15 protein-coding genes are annotated in these 16,060 nt (G+C 31.2%); 13 read left to right on the plus strand and 2 right to left on the minus strand.

Going from position 1 to position 16,060, the window contains the following annotated elements:
* Positions 1–27 precede the first annotated feature (27 nt).
* The 3 genes from Mjas_RS00635 (at position 28) to Mjas_RS00645 (ending at position 2,145) form a co-directional block, all read left to right on the plus strand.
* Positions 28–381 carry a hypothetical protein gene (locus tag Mjas_RS00635; RefSeq protein ID WP_421077873.1) on the plus strand — a complete coding sequence of 118 codons (354 nt, stop codon included), beginning with the start codon at positions 28–30 and terminating at the stop codon, positions 379–381.
* Positions 306–1,289, plus strand: coding sequence for an RNA-guided endonuclease InsQ/TnpB family protein (locus Mjas_RS00640; RefSeq protein ID WP_421078585.1), 984 nt, complete (start codon positions 306–308; stop codon positions 1,287–1,289). Before Mjas_RS00635 ends, Mjas_RS00640 begins: the two co-directional genes overlap by 76 nt.
* A gap of 112 nt (positions 1,290–1,401) precedes the next feature.
* Complete coding sequence (locus Mjas_RS00645; protein ID WP_421077874.1) at positions 1,402–2,145, plus strand: UPF0280 family protein; 744 nt, start codon at positions 1,402–1,404, stop codon at positions 2,143–2,145.
* A 29-nt stretch (positions 2,146–2,174) separates the two neighbouring features.
* On the opposite strand, the gene tmk is transcribed toward Mjas_RS00645, so the two are convergent.
* Complete coding sequence (gene tmk / locus Mjas_RS00650; RefSeq protein ID WP_421077875.1) at positions 2,175–2,807, minus strand: dTMP kinase; 633 nt, start codon at positions 2,805–2,807, stop codon at positions 2,175–2,177.
* Between the two features lie 133 nt (positions 2,808–2,940).
* Complete coding sequence (locus tag Mjas_RS00655) at positions 2,941–4,866, minus strand: OB-fold nucleic acid binding domain-containing protein (RefSeq protein ID WP_421077876.1); 1,926 nt, start codon at positions 4,864–4,866, stop codon at positions 2,941–2,943.
* A gap of 469 nt (positions 4,867–5,335) precedes the next feature.
* Here Mjas_RS00655 and thrC point away from each other — a divergent pair, with 469 nt between their 5' ends.
* The 10 genes from thrC to cas2 all read left to right on the plus strand — a co-directional run bounded on the left by thrC (position 5,336) and on the right by cas2 (position 16,060).
* A complete protein-coding gene (thrC, locus tag Mjas_RS00660) occupies positions 5,336–6,550 on the plus strand; it encodes a threonine synthase (RefSeq protein WP_421077877.1) in 1,215 nt (404 codons plus the stop codon).
* A gap of 54 nt (positions 6,551–6,604) precedes the next feature.
* Entirely contained in the window at positions 6,605–7,111 is a 507-nt protein-coding gene (locus Mjas_RS00665; protein ID WP_421077878.1) for a 3-isopropylmalate dehydratase small subunit, read from the plus strand.
* A 65-nt stretch (positions 7,112–7,176) separates the two neighbouring features.
* A complete protein-coding gene (locus Mjas_RS00670) occupies positions 7,177–7,818 on the plus strand; it encodes an archaetidylserine decarboxylase (RefSeq protein ID WP_421077879.1) in 642 nt (213 codons plus the stop codon).
* Between the two features lie 137 nt (positions 7,819–7,955).
* Entirely contained in the window at positions 7,956–10,556 is a 2,601-nt protein-coding gene (locus Mjas_RS00675) for a hypothetical protein (protein ID WP_421077880.1), read from the plus strand.
* A 42-nt stretch (positions 10,557–10,598) separates the two neighbouring features.
* Positions 10,599–11,627, plus strand: a complete 1,029-nt coding sequence (cas7d, locus tag Mjas_RS00680; protein ID WP_421077881.1) for a type I-D CRISPR-associated protein Cas7/Csc2 — start codon at positions 10,599–10,601, stop codon at positions 11,625–11,627.
* Position 11,628: 1 nt separating this feature from the next.
* The gene (gene cas5d / locus Mjas_RS00685; protein WP_421077882.1) at positions 11,629–12,270 is read left to right on the plus strand and encodes a type I-D CRISPR-associated protein Cas5/Csc1; all 642 of its coding nucleotides are present in this window, start codon (positions 11,629–11,631) and stop codon (positions 12,268–12,270) included.
* Positions 12,271–12,300: 30 nt separating this feature from the next.
* Positions 12,301–14,280: a type I-D CRISPR-associated helicase Cas3' gene (cas3, locus tag Mjas_RS00690; RefSeq protein ID WP_421077883.1), complete on the plus strand. Its 1,980-nt coding sequence runs from the start codon at positions 12,301–12,303 to the stop codon at positions 14,278–14,280.
* 8 nt (positions 14,281–14,288) lie between these two features.
* Positions 14,289–14,807: a CRISPR-associated protein Cas4 gene (cas4, locus tag Mjas_RS00695; RefSeq protein ID WP_421077884.1), complete on the plus strand. Its 519-nt coding sequence runs from the start codon at positions 14,289–14,291 to the stop codon at positions 14,805–14,807.
* Between the two features lie 15 nt (positions 14,808–14,822).
* On the plus strand, positions 14,823–15,788 hold the full coding sequence (gene cas1b / locus Mjas_RS00700; RefSeq protein ID WP_421077885.1) for a type I-B CRISPR-associated endonuclease Cas1b: 966 nt from the start codon (positions 14,823–14,825) through the stop codon (positions 15,786–15,788).
* Positions 15,789–15,796: 8 nt separating this feature from the next.
* Positions 15,797–16,060 (plus strand): CRISPR-associated endonuclease Cas2, encoded by a 264-nt coding sequence (gene cas2 / locus Mjas_RS00705; RefSeq protein WP_421077886.1) that lies wholly within the window; start codon positions 15,797–15,799, stop codon positions 16,058–16,060.

Raw genomic sequence — 16,060 nt, forward strand, 5'->3', positions numbered from 1 at the left:
ATATTTATAAGAACTATGGTGAATTCCATGCAAGTAACCAGAGTGCTGACAATAAACCTAACAAGAAAACTAACCAATGAACAATTAATAATCATAAACCATTTAACCTATTCAGCATCAAAACTCTGGAATACATCCAACTACGAAGTAATACAGCGAAATATTAAACCAAATAAAATAGATGTTCAAATGAAGAACAACTTCTGGTTTAAAAATCTTCATTCACAGTCAGCACAGGCAGTATGTCAAAAACTTCAAATTAGACGAAAACCTTCGGTTTTCGTTGCTCGCTTGCTACGCAAGCGATTGCATGGCAAAACTACTTCAAACAGCACACTAAAAGACCACGATACCAACCAAAAGATGGACACTTTCCCGTAAAATGGAAGAAGCAAGGTTTCAAAATCATAGGCAATAAGTTAAGGTTATCATTATCTAAACAAACTAAAAACTATCTCAAAGAGAAGCATGGTATCAAGTCCAAGTACTTATGGGTAGATTTATCGAAAACTCTACCGCTTGATACCATGCAGGTTAAAGAAGTTGAGATAGTTCCGCAGACCATCTATGGGATAACCTACTACATACTTCACTTAATCCATAAGAAACCAGTAATTCAAGAACCTATCAAAGAAGGTAATATACTAAGTATTGATTTAGGAATTAAGAATTTAGCAACAGTAGTAACCAATACGGGCAGTGCAGTAATCTACGATGGAAGAAGGTTAATTTCTAAATTCCGATGGTTTGCTAAAAGTAAAGGAAAAATCCAATCTACCCTAACAAAGCAAGAGTTAAAATATAATAAACGATTATCCCGCTTAACAGTAAGGGAAAAGAATTATACTAAGGATTATCTACATAAAATAAGTAAAATGATTATCGATTTTGCAGTGGATAACAAAGTTTCAAGGATTGTAATCGGCGAGTTAAACAAAGGCATTTCAAGTATTGACATTGGAGATAGGGTTAATCAGCAATTGCATAGAATACCTTTTGGTAGGTTAGTAAGTATGATAACATATAAGGCAGAGGAAAAGGGATTAACAGTAGAACAGGTTAATGAAGCTTATACTTCTCAAACTTGCAGTAATTGTGGTGTAGTTAAAAAGAGTAATAGGAAGTATAGGGGTTTGTATGTGTGTAGTGAGTGTGGCATGGTTTTGAATGCAGACATTAACGGGGCTTTGAATATTTTAAAAAAAGTATCGCATAAGGTAGCCCTGAATCTCCTAAACGGAGATAGGGGTAGTGGGCTTGGCAACCCATGTAGGGTTAGACCCTGCTAAAGAACCCCACGACTTTAGTCGTGGGAGTAGGTCAGTTAATGCTAAAATCAAAGGTTTTTTAATCACCTTGAAGGAATTTTTAATCCTCCACTACACATAGGATGGTGCCATTATGTTTCTATTCAATGAAAAAATTTCAATAAAGGAAACCAATATAACTTTAAAAACAGAGGCAGAAAAATTTATAAAACTTGCAAAAAAAACCATTTTAAGGGAAAGAATAAATCTTGAAAATTATATTTTAAAACATCCTGAATTCCTAACAAGCTATGTCCCAGTAAGGGTTAGTGTTGATGCACCGAAAATAGTTAAGATAATGGCAAGAGCAGGAGAAAATGCAGATGTTGGACCTATGGCATCTGTTGCAGGAACCATAAGTCAGATGGTAGTTGAAAATGCTGTAAAATATGGATGTAAAAATATAATATCGGAGAACGGTGGAGATATAGCACTAAGGGCTGAGAAAGATATTGTGGTTGGGCTATATGCTGGAACATCTTCATTATCTGGTCAGATTGGATTTAAAATAGAAAAAGAGAAAACTTCAAAAGGATATGGTGTATGCACATCTTCGGGGACTGTTGGGCATTCTGTAAGCCTTGGAAATGCTGATGCAGTTGTGGTTTTTGCAAAAGAAAGTAGTATAGCAGATGCCGCAGCCACGAGTATAGGAAACTTTGCCACCGGAGCTCCTGATGAAGCCATTAATAAATGTTTGGAAAAGGCAGAAGATATTGATTATTTAGACGGCGTTTTTGTCGTTGTTGGAGAATATGCCGGTAAAATCGGAAAAATACCACAATTGGTTAAAACCGATAAAAAAGTTGCACTTGGAGAGTTTTTTGAGATGATATAACAATTATTAATATAATTACAAAATGTTTTTTAGAATATATTTTTTTCCCGGAGCTCCCCTATTATCTCATCATGCACTTCTTCAATGGTCTTTCCAGTGGTATCTATTTGAATATATCCATATTTTGGTTCAAACAATCTTCTTTCAATGATTTCATGATATTTTTTTCTTACCTTCTCCAACATTTCCTTATTTTCAAATATTTCTTTACTTCTTCCACCCATTCTTTTAAATGATTCTTCAATATCCACATCTAAAAATATTAAAACATCGGGTTTTTTGGCAAATTTATTGATATTCATGATAAAATCCAATTCAATCCCCTGAATAGACTGATAAACCATTGAAGAATAAATATATCTATCGCAAACAATGTGGGATTTTTTTAAATTTTGTTCTATATCCACTACATGCTCCACCCTATCTGCTGCAAACAGCAGTGCAAGTGTTTCTTTTTCGCATTTCGAGCGTAGCGAGGAATGAGCAAGTCCGCAGGATTTGCGTAATTTTTTACCGCTTAATACCTTTCGTATAAGTTTTCCAATCTCTCCATTTGTAGGTTCGCAGGTGTATTTTCCCTTTATTTTTTCAGAAAGTAGTTTCGACTGGGTAGTTTTTCCGCTTCCATCTATTCCTTCAAACACTATGAATTTATTATTCATTTCTTCCACCAAATGCTAAATACTGCTATACACTATACTGTTTATAACTAAAAAGAGAATATAATAAAATATATGATATAACAAATCCGCATAATAATATCCATTATAATAATACAGGTTTACAATTATAGATTTATAAATTCTTTAATAATTCAATTTCTTTATCCAAATCTGGTTTTCTTATGCTTTTTACTGAAAATTCAAGGTCTTCAAACCTTCTATCTGCTGAACCATGGAATATAAATTCTTCACCAAGTAATGCATCCAGGAGCTCCAAATTAGCATCTTTCAATTTATCCATTGGAGTTTCAGTAATTCTTTCCACAGTTCTACCGTATAATCTGCAAGTAATGTTGCCTGTGCCATCATCCACGGTTAATGTAGCTACTGCAACTTCCCTAGGTTCAACTTCTCCGCATTCATCACAATTATAACTACCTTCGCTTAAAACTGCTTTTTTACCACAATTTGGGCACAAATGCAATATTAAATCCTGTTTTCTGTAATCTACAATTGCCCCTCTAATTTCAGCAGTTTCTCCTTCTTCAAGCTCTTTTATAAACTTCCTATTTACTTTTATATCTATACCTTCGGGATTGACAACAATTCTTCCAAATCTACCTATGTTTAAATCAACAAATTCCCCGCTATCCTTCACATATCCATGAATTATTTTTACAATATCTCCCTCTTTTATGTCGAGCTCCGCATCCTTGTCCCATAACACCAATCTGATTTTTCCAGTTTCATCTTCTATCATCATGTTTCTTACTTTTCCTGTGGTTCCGTCGCCTCTTTCAAATTCATTAATATCATATATAACTGATACCCTTCCAACTGTTGTAATGTCATTTTTTGATTCTTCATCTAATTTATAAATATCATTTATTTTAATTATGTTTTCAGCGTATTCAGGAGCTCCGATGGATTCATCCTTTATTACTTTTGAATCAGATTGTGCAGATAATGATATTATTTCATTCCCTTCAAAATCGGTGTAGGATTTAACCTTACAGTTTGTGATTTTTACGGCGTCTCCTTCTTTTATATCATTTAACGCATTGGTATTTCTTCCCCAAAATGATATTCTAACATTTCCGCTGTTGTCCATTAAATTAATTTCCTGAACATCCACCTCCCTATCATCAAATTTAACCGTTCTTGGATTTGAAATATGGGTAATTCTACCCTTTACAATTACAACATCATCCTTGTAGTTTGGGAGCTCCGATATATCCACCTCTGGAACCTCTGCAACTTCTCCTTTATTTAATATATTTATGGTATTGACATTTATATCAAGTCCTCTTAATCCTTCCTTCACATAACCTTTTACCTCAACAACGTCCCCCTTATTTACCTCAATTTCTGCCAAATCATCCCAGAGAGTGCCCCTTATTGTTCCCGTATCATCTTTTAGTATGAAGGATTTTACCCTTCCAACTGACCCATCTTTTCTTGGGAATTCTCTCTTATCATAGGATGCTGTAATTTCTCCCTTTATTGTGGCAGGCATATTTGGGGTGAGCTCTGAAATACTATAATATTCCTTCACTATGGGATACTTAGATTCATCGTAATCTTCAAGTTTTTCAATGTTTAAATCAGAACCGCTGTTTAATTCGATTCTATTATTCCATTTTCTTGAAAATGCGTTTGTTATTTCAATAACATCCCCTTTTTTTAAATTATCAACCAGTTGCACCTTATCATTCCAAAGTGTTAATCTAATGGAACCTGTATTATCTGCAATAATTATGCTCCTTACTTTTCCCTTTGTTCCATCTTTTCTGCTAAATTCCTTTACGTCAGAAATATCCATAATTTTTCCAGTGACTTCTACATTTCTCTGACCTTCGGCTATATCTTTAATAGAAAAGCCATATTCTTCATCATCGTCATATTCTAAATCTAAGCCTAAATCACTGGCAATTATTGAAATTGCAGCTTTTTCATCCATTAATCCAGAGTGTTCATTTATTACTTCATTAATTTTAGTTTCAAGTTCTTTTTCAGACATTTTTGTCAATATTTTTTGTTTTAATTTTTCAATATCCATAATTTCACCATATTAAACGTAGTGAGAGATTACGAAACCTTGTTTCGTTGTTTTATTTTTTAATGCAATTTAAAATCTCTGATTTTTATTATTCTGAGTATTAGTGAGAGATTGGACAAAAATCAGAAGATTTTTGTAGCACCTTTCGTGATTAAACTCTCTCTTTGAGATTTAGATTATATCGAAGATAATTAGAAAATCCCTATTTCTTAAAATCAATATTAATAATCATTAAATAATATATACTATGAAATCATAATAAAACTATTAAATAAATTTATAAATATTGGACCTATGACTATATTAAGTTAATCATAATATTATAAAATAAAGACTATAAAATATTTTATATATGATAAAATTAATTATTTCTTAGTTTCTTAGCAGCGATAAATATAAGTAAAAAGAGATATATCATAATCCAAAATATTAATCAACAAAAATAAGTCAAAAAAAGGATAGTGAGAAAATGATTCAAAAATGTATAGTATGTGGAAAAGAATACGGCATTGATGATATGATATATACCTGCGAATGTGGAGGATTACTGGAAATTAAATATGACTACGAATCTTTAAAGGAAAATGTATCCAAAGAAAGTCTCAGAAAAAGAGAAATTGGAGTTTGGAGATATTTAGACTACCTTCCAGTAAAAGACCCAAAAAAGATAATCTCACTTCATGAGGGAGGAACTCCATTATATAAATGTGATAACCTTGCCAAGGAGCTCGGTTTGAAGGAGCTCTATGTGAAAAATGAAGGGGCAAATCCAACAGGTAGCTTCAAAGATAGAGGAATGACCATGGGAGTTACCAGAGCAAATGAATTAGGTGTGGATGTTGTTGGATGTGCTTCTACTGGAAATACCTCTGCATCACTTGCAGCATACTCTGCAAGAGCTAACAAAAAATGTATTGTATTATTGCCAAGTGGAAATGTTGCACTTGGAAAACTTGCACAGGCAATGTTTTATGGTGCAAAAGTTATCCAAATAGGCGGAAACTTTGATGATGCTCTTTTAATGGTAAGAAAACTTGCAGAAGAAGGTAGATTATATTTATTAAACTCAGTGAATCCATTTAGATTAGAAGGTCAAAAAACCATAGGATTTGAGATTTGTGACCAGCTTGATTGGGAAGTTCCTGACAGGGTAATTCTCCCAGTAGGAAACGCAGGAAACATAAGTGCAATATGGAAAGGATTTAAAGAATTTAAGGAAACTGGTATAACTGACAAACTTCCAAAAATGACGGGTATTCAAGCGGAAGGTGCGAGCCCTATTGTTGAAGCATTTAAAAAAGGATTAAAAACCATAGTTCCAGAAGAACATCCTGAAACAATAGCAACTGCTATAAGAATAGGAAATCCTGTAAATTATCCAAAAGCACTTGATGCAATATATTCATCAGGCGGTCTTGCAGAAAGTGTGAGCGATGAAGAGATAACAGCAGCTCAGAAACTTCTTGCAGGAAAAGAAGGAATATTTGTTGAGCCAGCATCAGCAGCATCAATAGCAGGACTTATAAAATTAATTGAAATGGATGCTATTGATAGGGATGAAAAAATCGTATGTATTACAACAGGAAATGGATTGAAAGACCCTGACGCTGCAATAAGGGCTAGTGAAAGACCTATCGAAATTGAATGCGATATGGATATACTCCACAGCGTAATAACTGAATAAATAATAAGAAATAGAAATTAAAAATAAATAAAATTTTAAAATGGTGGTGAAATTATGGAAAAAACAATAGAAGGCAAAGCATGGGTTTTTGGGGATAATGTCGATACTGATGCTATACTTCCTGCAAGATATTTAGTATATACCACAGAAGAAGAACTAGCAAGATACGCTATGACTGGAATAGACCCAGAATTTCCAGAAAAAGCAAATAAAGGAGACATTATCGTAGGTGGAAAAAACTTTGGTTCTGGAAGTTCAAGAGAACATGCGCCGATGGGATTAAAAGGATTAGGCATATCTTTGGTAATTGCTGAAAGTTTCGCAAGAATATTTTACAGAAATTCCATAAATATCGGGCTTCCATTATTGGAATGTAAGGAAATTACAAAACATGTTAAAGAAGGAGATATTTTAAGGGTAGATTTAGATAAGGGAACAATAACAAACCTCACAACAGGGGAAGAATTAAAAGGTCAAAAACTTCCAGATTTCATGATGGACATTTTAAATGACGGTGGATTAATGCCTCATTTAAAAAAGAAATTATCTGCTAATGAATAAAGAGACGTAGAAATTAATATTAGTTTTTCATCATCATTTTTTCATTTTTTTTACATGGTGATTATATGGGCACTAAAAAAATTAAAACCTATCAAAAGCTTTTTGCTGTTGGAATATGTTCAGTTTTGTTATTTACTGTTTATTTTTACAGAGACCCAGACCGGACTATACCTAATGGGAATAACTTATGTGTTTCCCCAGCAGATGGAAACATATTATATATAGAAGAATATAATGGACTTCCAGAAGTCTATAAGGATGGAAATAACTATATCTTGAAGGGCATCGATAAATACTACAAAAACGGCTCCTATGTTATTGGTATATTTATGTCTCCATTTGATGTCCATGTTAATAGAGCTCCGGTTGGAGGGGAAGTAGTATATACAAAACATATAGATGGTGGATTTTATCCTGCGTTTATGGGGGATTTGTCCAAAAAAAATGAGCGAAATATAATCATTATCAAAAATGGGAGTGATTATATCGGCGTTGTTCAGATTGCAGGCATTGTGGCAAGGAGAACAGTTTGCAATGTTAATGACGGGGATTATGTTGCCATGGGTCAGAGAATAGGTCTTATAAAGTTAGGCTCTCAAACTGCGGTTATACTCCCAAAGGACAGATATGTTTTAAAAGTAAAGAAAAATGACAAGGTATATGCCGGAGAAACCATAATCGCAGAGAAAATAAATAGAAATAACTAATTCTTTTTTCTTTTTTGTCGAGTGTTTATAAACCTATGTCATTAAAACATAATACTTAACCATTTTAGTTAATAGTTATCTTTATATATTATAATCCATCCAATAATATATTAAAGTTTTTCAAATTGGGTGGCATGATGGTGAAAATAAAATCAAATCAAATGTTCGAATCAAAAGTTTTCAGGACGGAAGTAAAATTTTATTTTAATAACACATTTATCAAAATATTTAAAAAATATAGGTTAAATCCTGCAAAAGGAGGAAAACTTTTTGAGGATAAAATTAGAAAAGGGGAAATAAATGGAGTGGATTTACCTGACATGAGTTATCCTATGCATATATTAAATGGAATAGTTCCTTCTTTAAAAGTTTTAGAAAATAAATGGTTGGATAGGGGTTTAATAAATAAAAATGATGAAAACAACGATATAAAAATGCTCATAAGGTGTTTATGCATTGCATACACATTTCATGATATCAACAAATTGCACAATGAAATTGACCTAAAAAAATCAATTGAAGAATATCTTGAAGATGATTTAAACGATTTGAAACTTGAATTAAATGAAGAAGAAAGAGAAATCATAAAATATCTTGTATTGGCAACAGAGGAGAGAACGAGATTCACAATTTCAGATGAAAAGTTACCTTCAAGATTGGGCATTGATAGATTGATAAAAGATGATTTAATTGAGATTATTCATTTGGCAGATGGCATTTCTATTCCAATAAACGAATATGGGGAGTTGTTGAGAATTTGGAAAAAATTAAAGGAACATGTAGATGTAAATATAGTTTATTTTGATGAAACACCATATGAGCTCTTAACAAGATTTGTTGTTGAAAGGTTGAGGGAAGAAGTAAATTGTTGTTATATTATATCACCAAGAGGGTTTATTTATGAGGGGGATTCAAATTTGGATGATATTGGAAACCATACTACTTATTTAAAAAGAACTTTTGAAGATTTTTTACTTAGAAATGTTGAAAAACTTATTACAGTAGATAGACAAAAAGCTCAGCTTGATGTGTTTAGATTTATTGACATAAATATGGAAAACATGCGAAAGTTTATGGATAAAATCCTTAAAAAATACGAGTTTGATTATTTTTATAGGGGAATTACAAAAAACGAGGAAATAAATGAGTTATTTGTTAAAGAATTCGAAGGATTTAATGATGATGAAAAACGGCAATTTATACTTTTAAAATTTTTACTGCAATTAACACCGACTGAAAGCAATAAAAAGGATGTTAAGTTGTTGAAAGATAAATTAAGTAAAAAATATTTTGAAGTTAATAATTCCTTCAATATGAATGAAAAAATTGTTGATGATATTAAAAATAGTAAAGATACAGGTTTGAAAAACTATTTGAAATTGTATCTTGCTACAAAAGTTGGATTTAGTGAAGAAGATATATTAAACGATTTAAAATATCTATTAAATGAAAATTACAAGGGTTCCGAAAAAGTTGATTTAAACATAGTAATTAACGAGATTATGAATTATATATATTTAAATGGCGTAAAACTAAAAAATATAGATGTAAAGGACATAGGGTCAAAAAAGAAAATTTGTTCATTATGTGGATGCGAATCCGAGATTGTTGCAAACCAAAATTTATGTTTTGGGTTTAAACCAAGAGGATTTACTAACAGAACCGTAGTATCCTTGAATAACACTGCTAAAAATATATGTCCGTTATGTTTAACCGAAGTTATATTCAGAAAAATAGTTTTCGGCAATAAGGAAAATGTTCAATCAGTATATATCGATGCCTACGATTACTTTGTTCCAATACTCGATGAAGAATTAACAAAATATGTGGAAGAAATGTCTGAAAACTTAGGGAATTTCTTAAAAAACGATATTGAGGATTATAAAAATTCCATAGTATATGGATTTAGGGTTAAAAGTGGGGAGGAACTAACTCCATTTTTAATGAGTTTTGTGGATATATCAAATCAGGTTGATTTCATAAGATTTTATAGAAATATATTGAATTTTGTATATAACACAGGTTTTAAAGTTTATCTAACTTATCCGTTTAATCCAGACAAAATAAAGAAAGAGACTACATTATTTGATTATTCCCCTAAATCATTTAAAAAATTAAAATGGGAACGGGTGAGGATTGATGAAATTGAAAATGTAAAAAAAGAGTTTGATTTATTATGGAAGTTAGGGTATACAATAAAAGGAGGGTCTAAATCCGCAAACATTGTAGTTTCTCTGTTTAACGACTATGCAGACAATCCAATGGCATTTTTTTACTATTTATCTAAATTAGATAACCCATCATCTTTTGTGAATAAAGATGAGGTTGAATTAAATCCCATTGTAAAAAGAATTGGTGGTGAGAAAATGAATATTTTAGAAAAACTTGCAGATGTGGCTTCTGATATAGAGTGGTCAAGTAAAAGTGCTTCATCCAAAACATCCATGATTAGGGAAAGTTTGGATGTATTAAAAACTGGGGTTAAAAAGGGGTATGATGAAGAGAATATAAAGGCATTAATGGCAGGTATGCTTTATCGAAAGTATCCTTATCAAAGTAAAAAAGAACGGATAGAAGAATTTTGTAATATATTATATAATGAATTATTTAAAGGCGTATGGAAGGGGAAGATTCCATCTAAAAAAGAGCAGAGGTATTGGACATACGGGTTTGGCCTATATTACTCAATAAAATCCGATGAAAAAAGAAAAGAGTATTTTTCTAAAAAAGAAAATTAATTAACTTATATAAATATAAATAAAGGTAAATGGTGATATAAAATGGCAAAACAAAAAATAGAACCTGTTGAGATACAATATGATAAAGAAGTTGTTAATGAGTTTAGAGAAAAAATTTACTCCATAATACCGAGTGAATACTTCCAAGATGAATTTGACAAGAGAACACCAAATGTAATAAAAGTGGCAACTATTAGGGAAACTACAGGATATTTAATAAACCGTTCAACTGAATCAGACGAAGTGATAAGCACATCAATTGATAACAAAGAACCTGTTGTAATTCCATCAAGAAAATTAAAATCAAAGGAAAAATTAACTGGTTTAATATTGTGCAGAAAATACCATGTTGTTCATCCAAAATTGGAGTATAATTTTATAAAAGAATCAAAACAATTGGCAAATCCAAATTCCATAATATTCGGTGATTCAGTAACTCAATCCAACGATTCCACAGGTCTCCCAGCAAGGGCGATATATGAATGGGCGTATTCAATAAGAGATAAAGACGAAATAACCGAAGAATTTACCCATAACGCACTAAGTGAAGAGGGGACAATGTGGGACAAAGACAAGGGTTCTCAAAGGCAGAGTTTGTATGAAATTCAATATATTAAACCAGGAGTTTATTTCCCACAGTTTTTAACATTCTATGATATTACACCAGAGGGTTTTCTGCATACAATAATTTCCCATGTAAAAACCATACGGTATGGAGCTCAGCAAAATGTAATGGATGCAAACATGAAAAACAATATAATTGCCATTGCATTGGATACCTTTGAACCACCTGTATCTTCCTATTCAATATCCAAAGAATTTACGGGAGAGGTTAATTTTGAGAACATTCGGAAATTTATTACAGATAAATTAAATAACAATTCATCTGTTGTTATTAAAGACAAAGAATTGGAAGAGTTTAATTCATTAGTAGATGAATATTTGAATGATGATGAAAAACTAAAGCAGTTGTATTTAAAAATGCTCAATGATAGCATAAATTATATGATAAAATGTAACATATTAAAAAATAAAGAAGTGGATAATTTATTGAAAGAATTGGGTGTCTAATATGCTTAAACATTACAAAATAACCCTTCTTTCTCCATTATTTTCTTATAACAAAACAGAAGGGGGAGTAGCTTCAACTGAGCCGTTTATTGGAGATATTGCCTTAGACTATGCATTAAATTTTAATTTAGCTAAAAAAAGAGAATACACATATCAGGTGAAAAATAAGCCTAATTACGAAGAAATAAAAGAATTTGGTTTCTTCTGGACGGTTGGAAGACCCATTGATGTTGAAAAAACAAGAATATATGCAAAAAAAACTTCTGAAATCTCTGATTATATGGTTAGAAAGAATATTATTGAACAGATGGGGAAGGGATTATTTAAAAATTATTTCCACATACAGGGAATCAAGGAGGGTTCTACTTTTGAAGCATCCCTATGGATGGATGATAAATCCATTAATCTTCCAGAGCGATTTACATTAAGGGTAGGCACAGGTCGAGAATGTTTGTTACTGTTGGAGGAAAAAGATACTAATGACAATAACAATTCAGAGCTCTGGTTAAATCTCTATACTATTAAAAAAATATTTGGAAAGGATATAAAATTGAGGGAGAATCAAAATATAAAATTTGTTTTATCTAACTACATATTGATTACCAATTGTAAGGATGATGATGTTTTAAAATTATTTGCTTAATTTTTTTATTTAATTGAATTGAGGGGTATTATGGAATGCTTAAATATTATTGTTTCTAAAAAATGTCTTCCTTTTGGAAATAAAATAATAGATAAATATAATATAACCCTTCACAGGTTTCAAGAGATTTTTTATTCAGATATTGCTGAATTAAATAATATAAATTTTATCGTAGCTCCTACTGGGGCAGGTAAAACTTTTTCTTTTTCATTTCCAATTATTTATGCGGAGGATAATGGCTTTTTTACAAAACCAAGGGGTTTGATTGTAGTTCCCACAAATGCATTGGTAATGGATATTGAAAAAACCCTTAAAAATTTGGGAATAAAAACATCAGTATTAACAGGGAGCTCACTTACAGAAAAGGGTAGAAAAAGAGGGGAAGAATTAATTGAAATTACAAAAAATAGCGAAATTGTTATAACAAATCCAGATATAATAAATTACTTGTTGCATGGTGGATATCACAGATTTGGGCACGTAAAAAATTTCCCGGATTGGAGCGAATTTTTTAGTAAATTTGATTACATTATTTTTGATGAATATCATCTATATGATGAGGAACAGCTTGGGACAATCTTAGTTTTATTTTTATCTACATGGAACTATTTTAAAAAAATAAGGTGGTTTTTTGTTTCAGCTACCCCTGAAGAAAATTTAATGGAGCTCTTCAAAGAACATGGTATTATGTCAAATATAATTACACAGCCATTGGACAACAATGGCAGTGGAAGAACAATCCAGGGGGAGATGGATATTGAATTTATTAAAATCTCAAAAAATATTGAAAGAAGTTTGTTTGGATATTTAATAACCGATGGAAAGCTAAACTACAATGTAAAAATGGAAATAATGTCATCATTATCAAAAAATGAAAAGGTTTTGATAATATTTAATTCATTAAGGGATGCTATGAACTTTAAATATATACTTAAACAGGAATTGAAGGAAGAAGGCGTTAATATATGGATAGATACAGGATTGCAAACAAAAGAAAAAAAGGAAAATAACGACCTTAACCAAATGGAAAATGCCGATATTATAATTACAACTTCAAAGTCAGAAGTCGGAGTAAATTATCCAGTATCATTGTGCTATATGGATTCTGGGAGGTATTTAAGAAATTTTATGCAGAGGATTGGAAGGGTTGGAAGAGGCAGGGAAAAATGCAAGATATACTGCACTATCAATCCAAAAATATACAATAGACTAGCAGAAAATATCAATAATCAAATAGATTATTATGATTTTGTGGATTTAATGAAAAACGCCTTTGAAGATAAGGAATTTAAAAAAGATAAAATTCCTAAATTCTGCGGTGCGATTCTGTGGAGTCTTATAAACTCAATGGAAGAATGCCTATACAAGCAATCATACAATAGAAGAAAAATTTTAATGGATTTAGCCGATAAATTTCAATACTATTGGGCATTCCATCACTTAAATAAAAAGATAAAGGCGATTGAAGACGATATTGACGAGGATATTGTTGATGAGGATGTGAGGCATAATCTATTGAAATGGTGGAAGACTATAAAAAATTCATTTAAGAGATTTAGAAATGACAGCATTATTTGGAAAGTAATATATGAGGATGGAAAAGAAACAGAATATGATTTAATATGGCTCTTAAATAATGCGTTTGTCAGAGTAGATAGAGAAAATAAAATTATTTTTATTGAAGATTTTAGGGATAAAAGGGAAAATGTAGTTGTAGGCATTGATACATATTCATTATTGGAGAATATCATGTCTGCCACAACTATCGGTGGAAACAATAAAGCTGAATGGTTTAAATTTATATATTCTGACTATATTGGAGATATATTCATAGAAAAATTTGAGCAATGGAAACTTCATGCAAGAAAATATTTTGAAGATAAGGAATTTTTTGAAAATCTGACAAATGATATTGAAACGCTTTCCCCCATATACTCAAAAAAAAGAATTAAAATTTATGATTTAAAAGTTAATTTGGGGGAGATATTTAATGATGATGACATTCTTTAAGGGATATTATGGATTTAACAAAGTCATTCAGGGACTTAAAAATCAGAGGAACACAGATAAACTACTACTTCATCTGTAAAACAAAACTTTATCTTTTTTCGAAAAATATCCAAATGGAAAAAGAGAGCGATATTGTAGAGCTCGGCAATATAATTCATAGGAGGTCCTACAAAAACGAAAAAAGGGATGTGATTATTGACAGTATAGCCATAGATTTTATAAAGAATAATGACGGAGCTCTGGAAATTCACGAGGTCAAAAAATCCGATAAAATGAAAACAGCAGATAGATATCAACTTCTCTATTATTTGTTTTATCTAAAAAAATTAGGCATAGAGGCTATTGGAATTATAAATTATCCTTCAAAACATAAGGTAGAAAAAATAACATTAACTGAAAAAGGCGAAAAAGAATTGATGAAAATTATTGAAGATATTGAAAACATAATAAATCGTGATGAACCGATAAAACCCGAAAGAAAGAGCTATTGCAAAAAATGTGCATATTATGAATTTTGCTTTTCATAATACGCGGGGGAAAATATGAAATCGAATAAATACATTACAACCGATGGAAAACTTGTAAGAAAAGAAAATACCATATATTTTATAGATAAAAATGGGAAAAGAACTCCAATTCCAGTTGAAAAAATATATGCAATATATAGCTATGGTAGTTTGTCATATACTTCAAAGGTCGTTGAATTATTGGCAAAATATAATGTTCCGATTCATTATTTTAATAGAAATGGTTGGTATGTGGGGAGCTTCTATCCAAAGGGGGAGCGATTTTCTGGAAATGTTGTGGTGCATCAATCCAGTCATTATTTAGATAAATACAAAAGGAACCACCTTGCAAAGAAATTCGTTGAAGGTAGTGCTAAAAATATCCATCGGAATCTAAGTAGATATAAGGTTGATTTTCCAATCGACGACATAATGAAGAGGTTGGATAATTCAAGCAACATAACGGATATAATGTCTGTTGAGGCATTGATGAGGAATGAATACTACGGAAATTTTGATAAGATAATAAATAACTTTCAATTTGAAAAAAGAAGCAGAAGACCGCCACACAACGAGATAAATGCTTTAATCAGTTTTGGGAACTCGCTTTTATATGCCACAGTAATTACTGAAATATTCAACACATACCTTCATCCAACAATATCCTACCTGCACGAGCCGTCGGATAGAAGATTTTCACTTGCCCTTGATATTGCCGATGTTTTTAAGCCGTTATTGGTGGATAGGGTAATATTTAATCTAATAAATAGGAAAATAATAAGGGAAGACCATTTTGAGAAGGATTTGAATTTCTGTCTGTTAAATGACGAAGGGAGAAAATTATTTTTAAGTTATTATAAAAAACAGCTTGAAAATACTATAAAACATAGAAAATTAGGTAGAAATGTCTCATATCAGAGATTAATAAGATTGGAGTGCTACAAACTCCAAAAACATATTTTAGGGATGGAAAAATACGAACCTTTTATAATTTGGTGGTGATGATTTATATGTATGTGATAATCGTTTATGACGTAGGGGTTGAGAGAGTAAATAAAATAAAGAAATTTTTAAGAACTTGGTTAAATTGGGTCCAAAACAGTGTGTTCGAAGGAGAATTAACTGAGTCCGAATTTTTAAAAGTGGAAGATGGGCTTAAAAATATAATTGATAAAGAATTAGATAGCATAATAATATTCAAATTAAGAGATAGAAAGTATATAGATAGAAAGGTATTAGGTATAGAAAAAAATATTCAATCAGATATATTATAG

Source organism: Methanothermococcus jasoni, assembly GCF_049075655.1.
Classification (GTDB): Archaea; AGJL01; Methanococci; order Methanococcales; family Methanococcaceae; genus Methanofervidicoccus.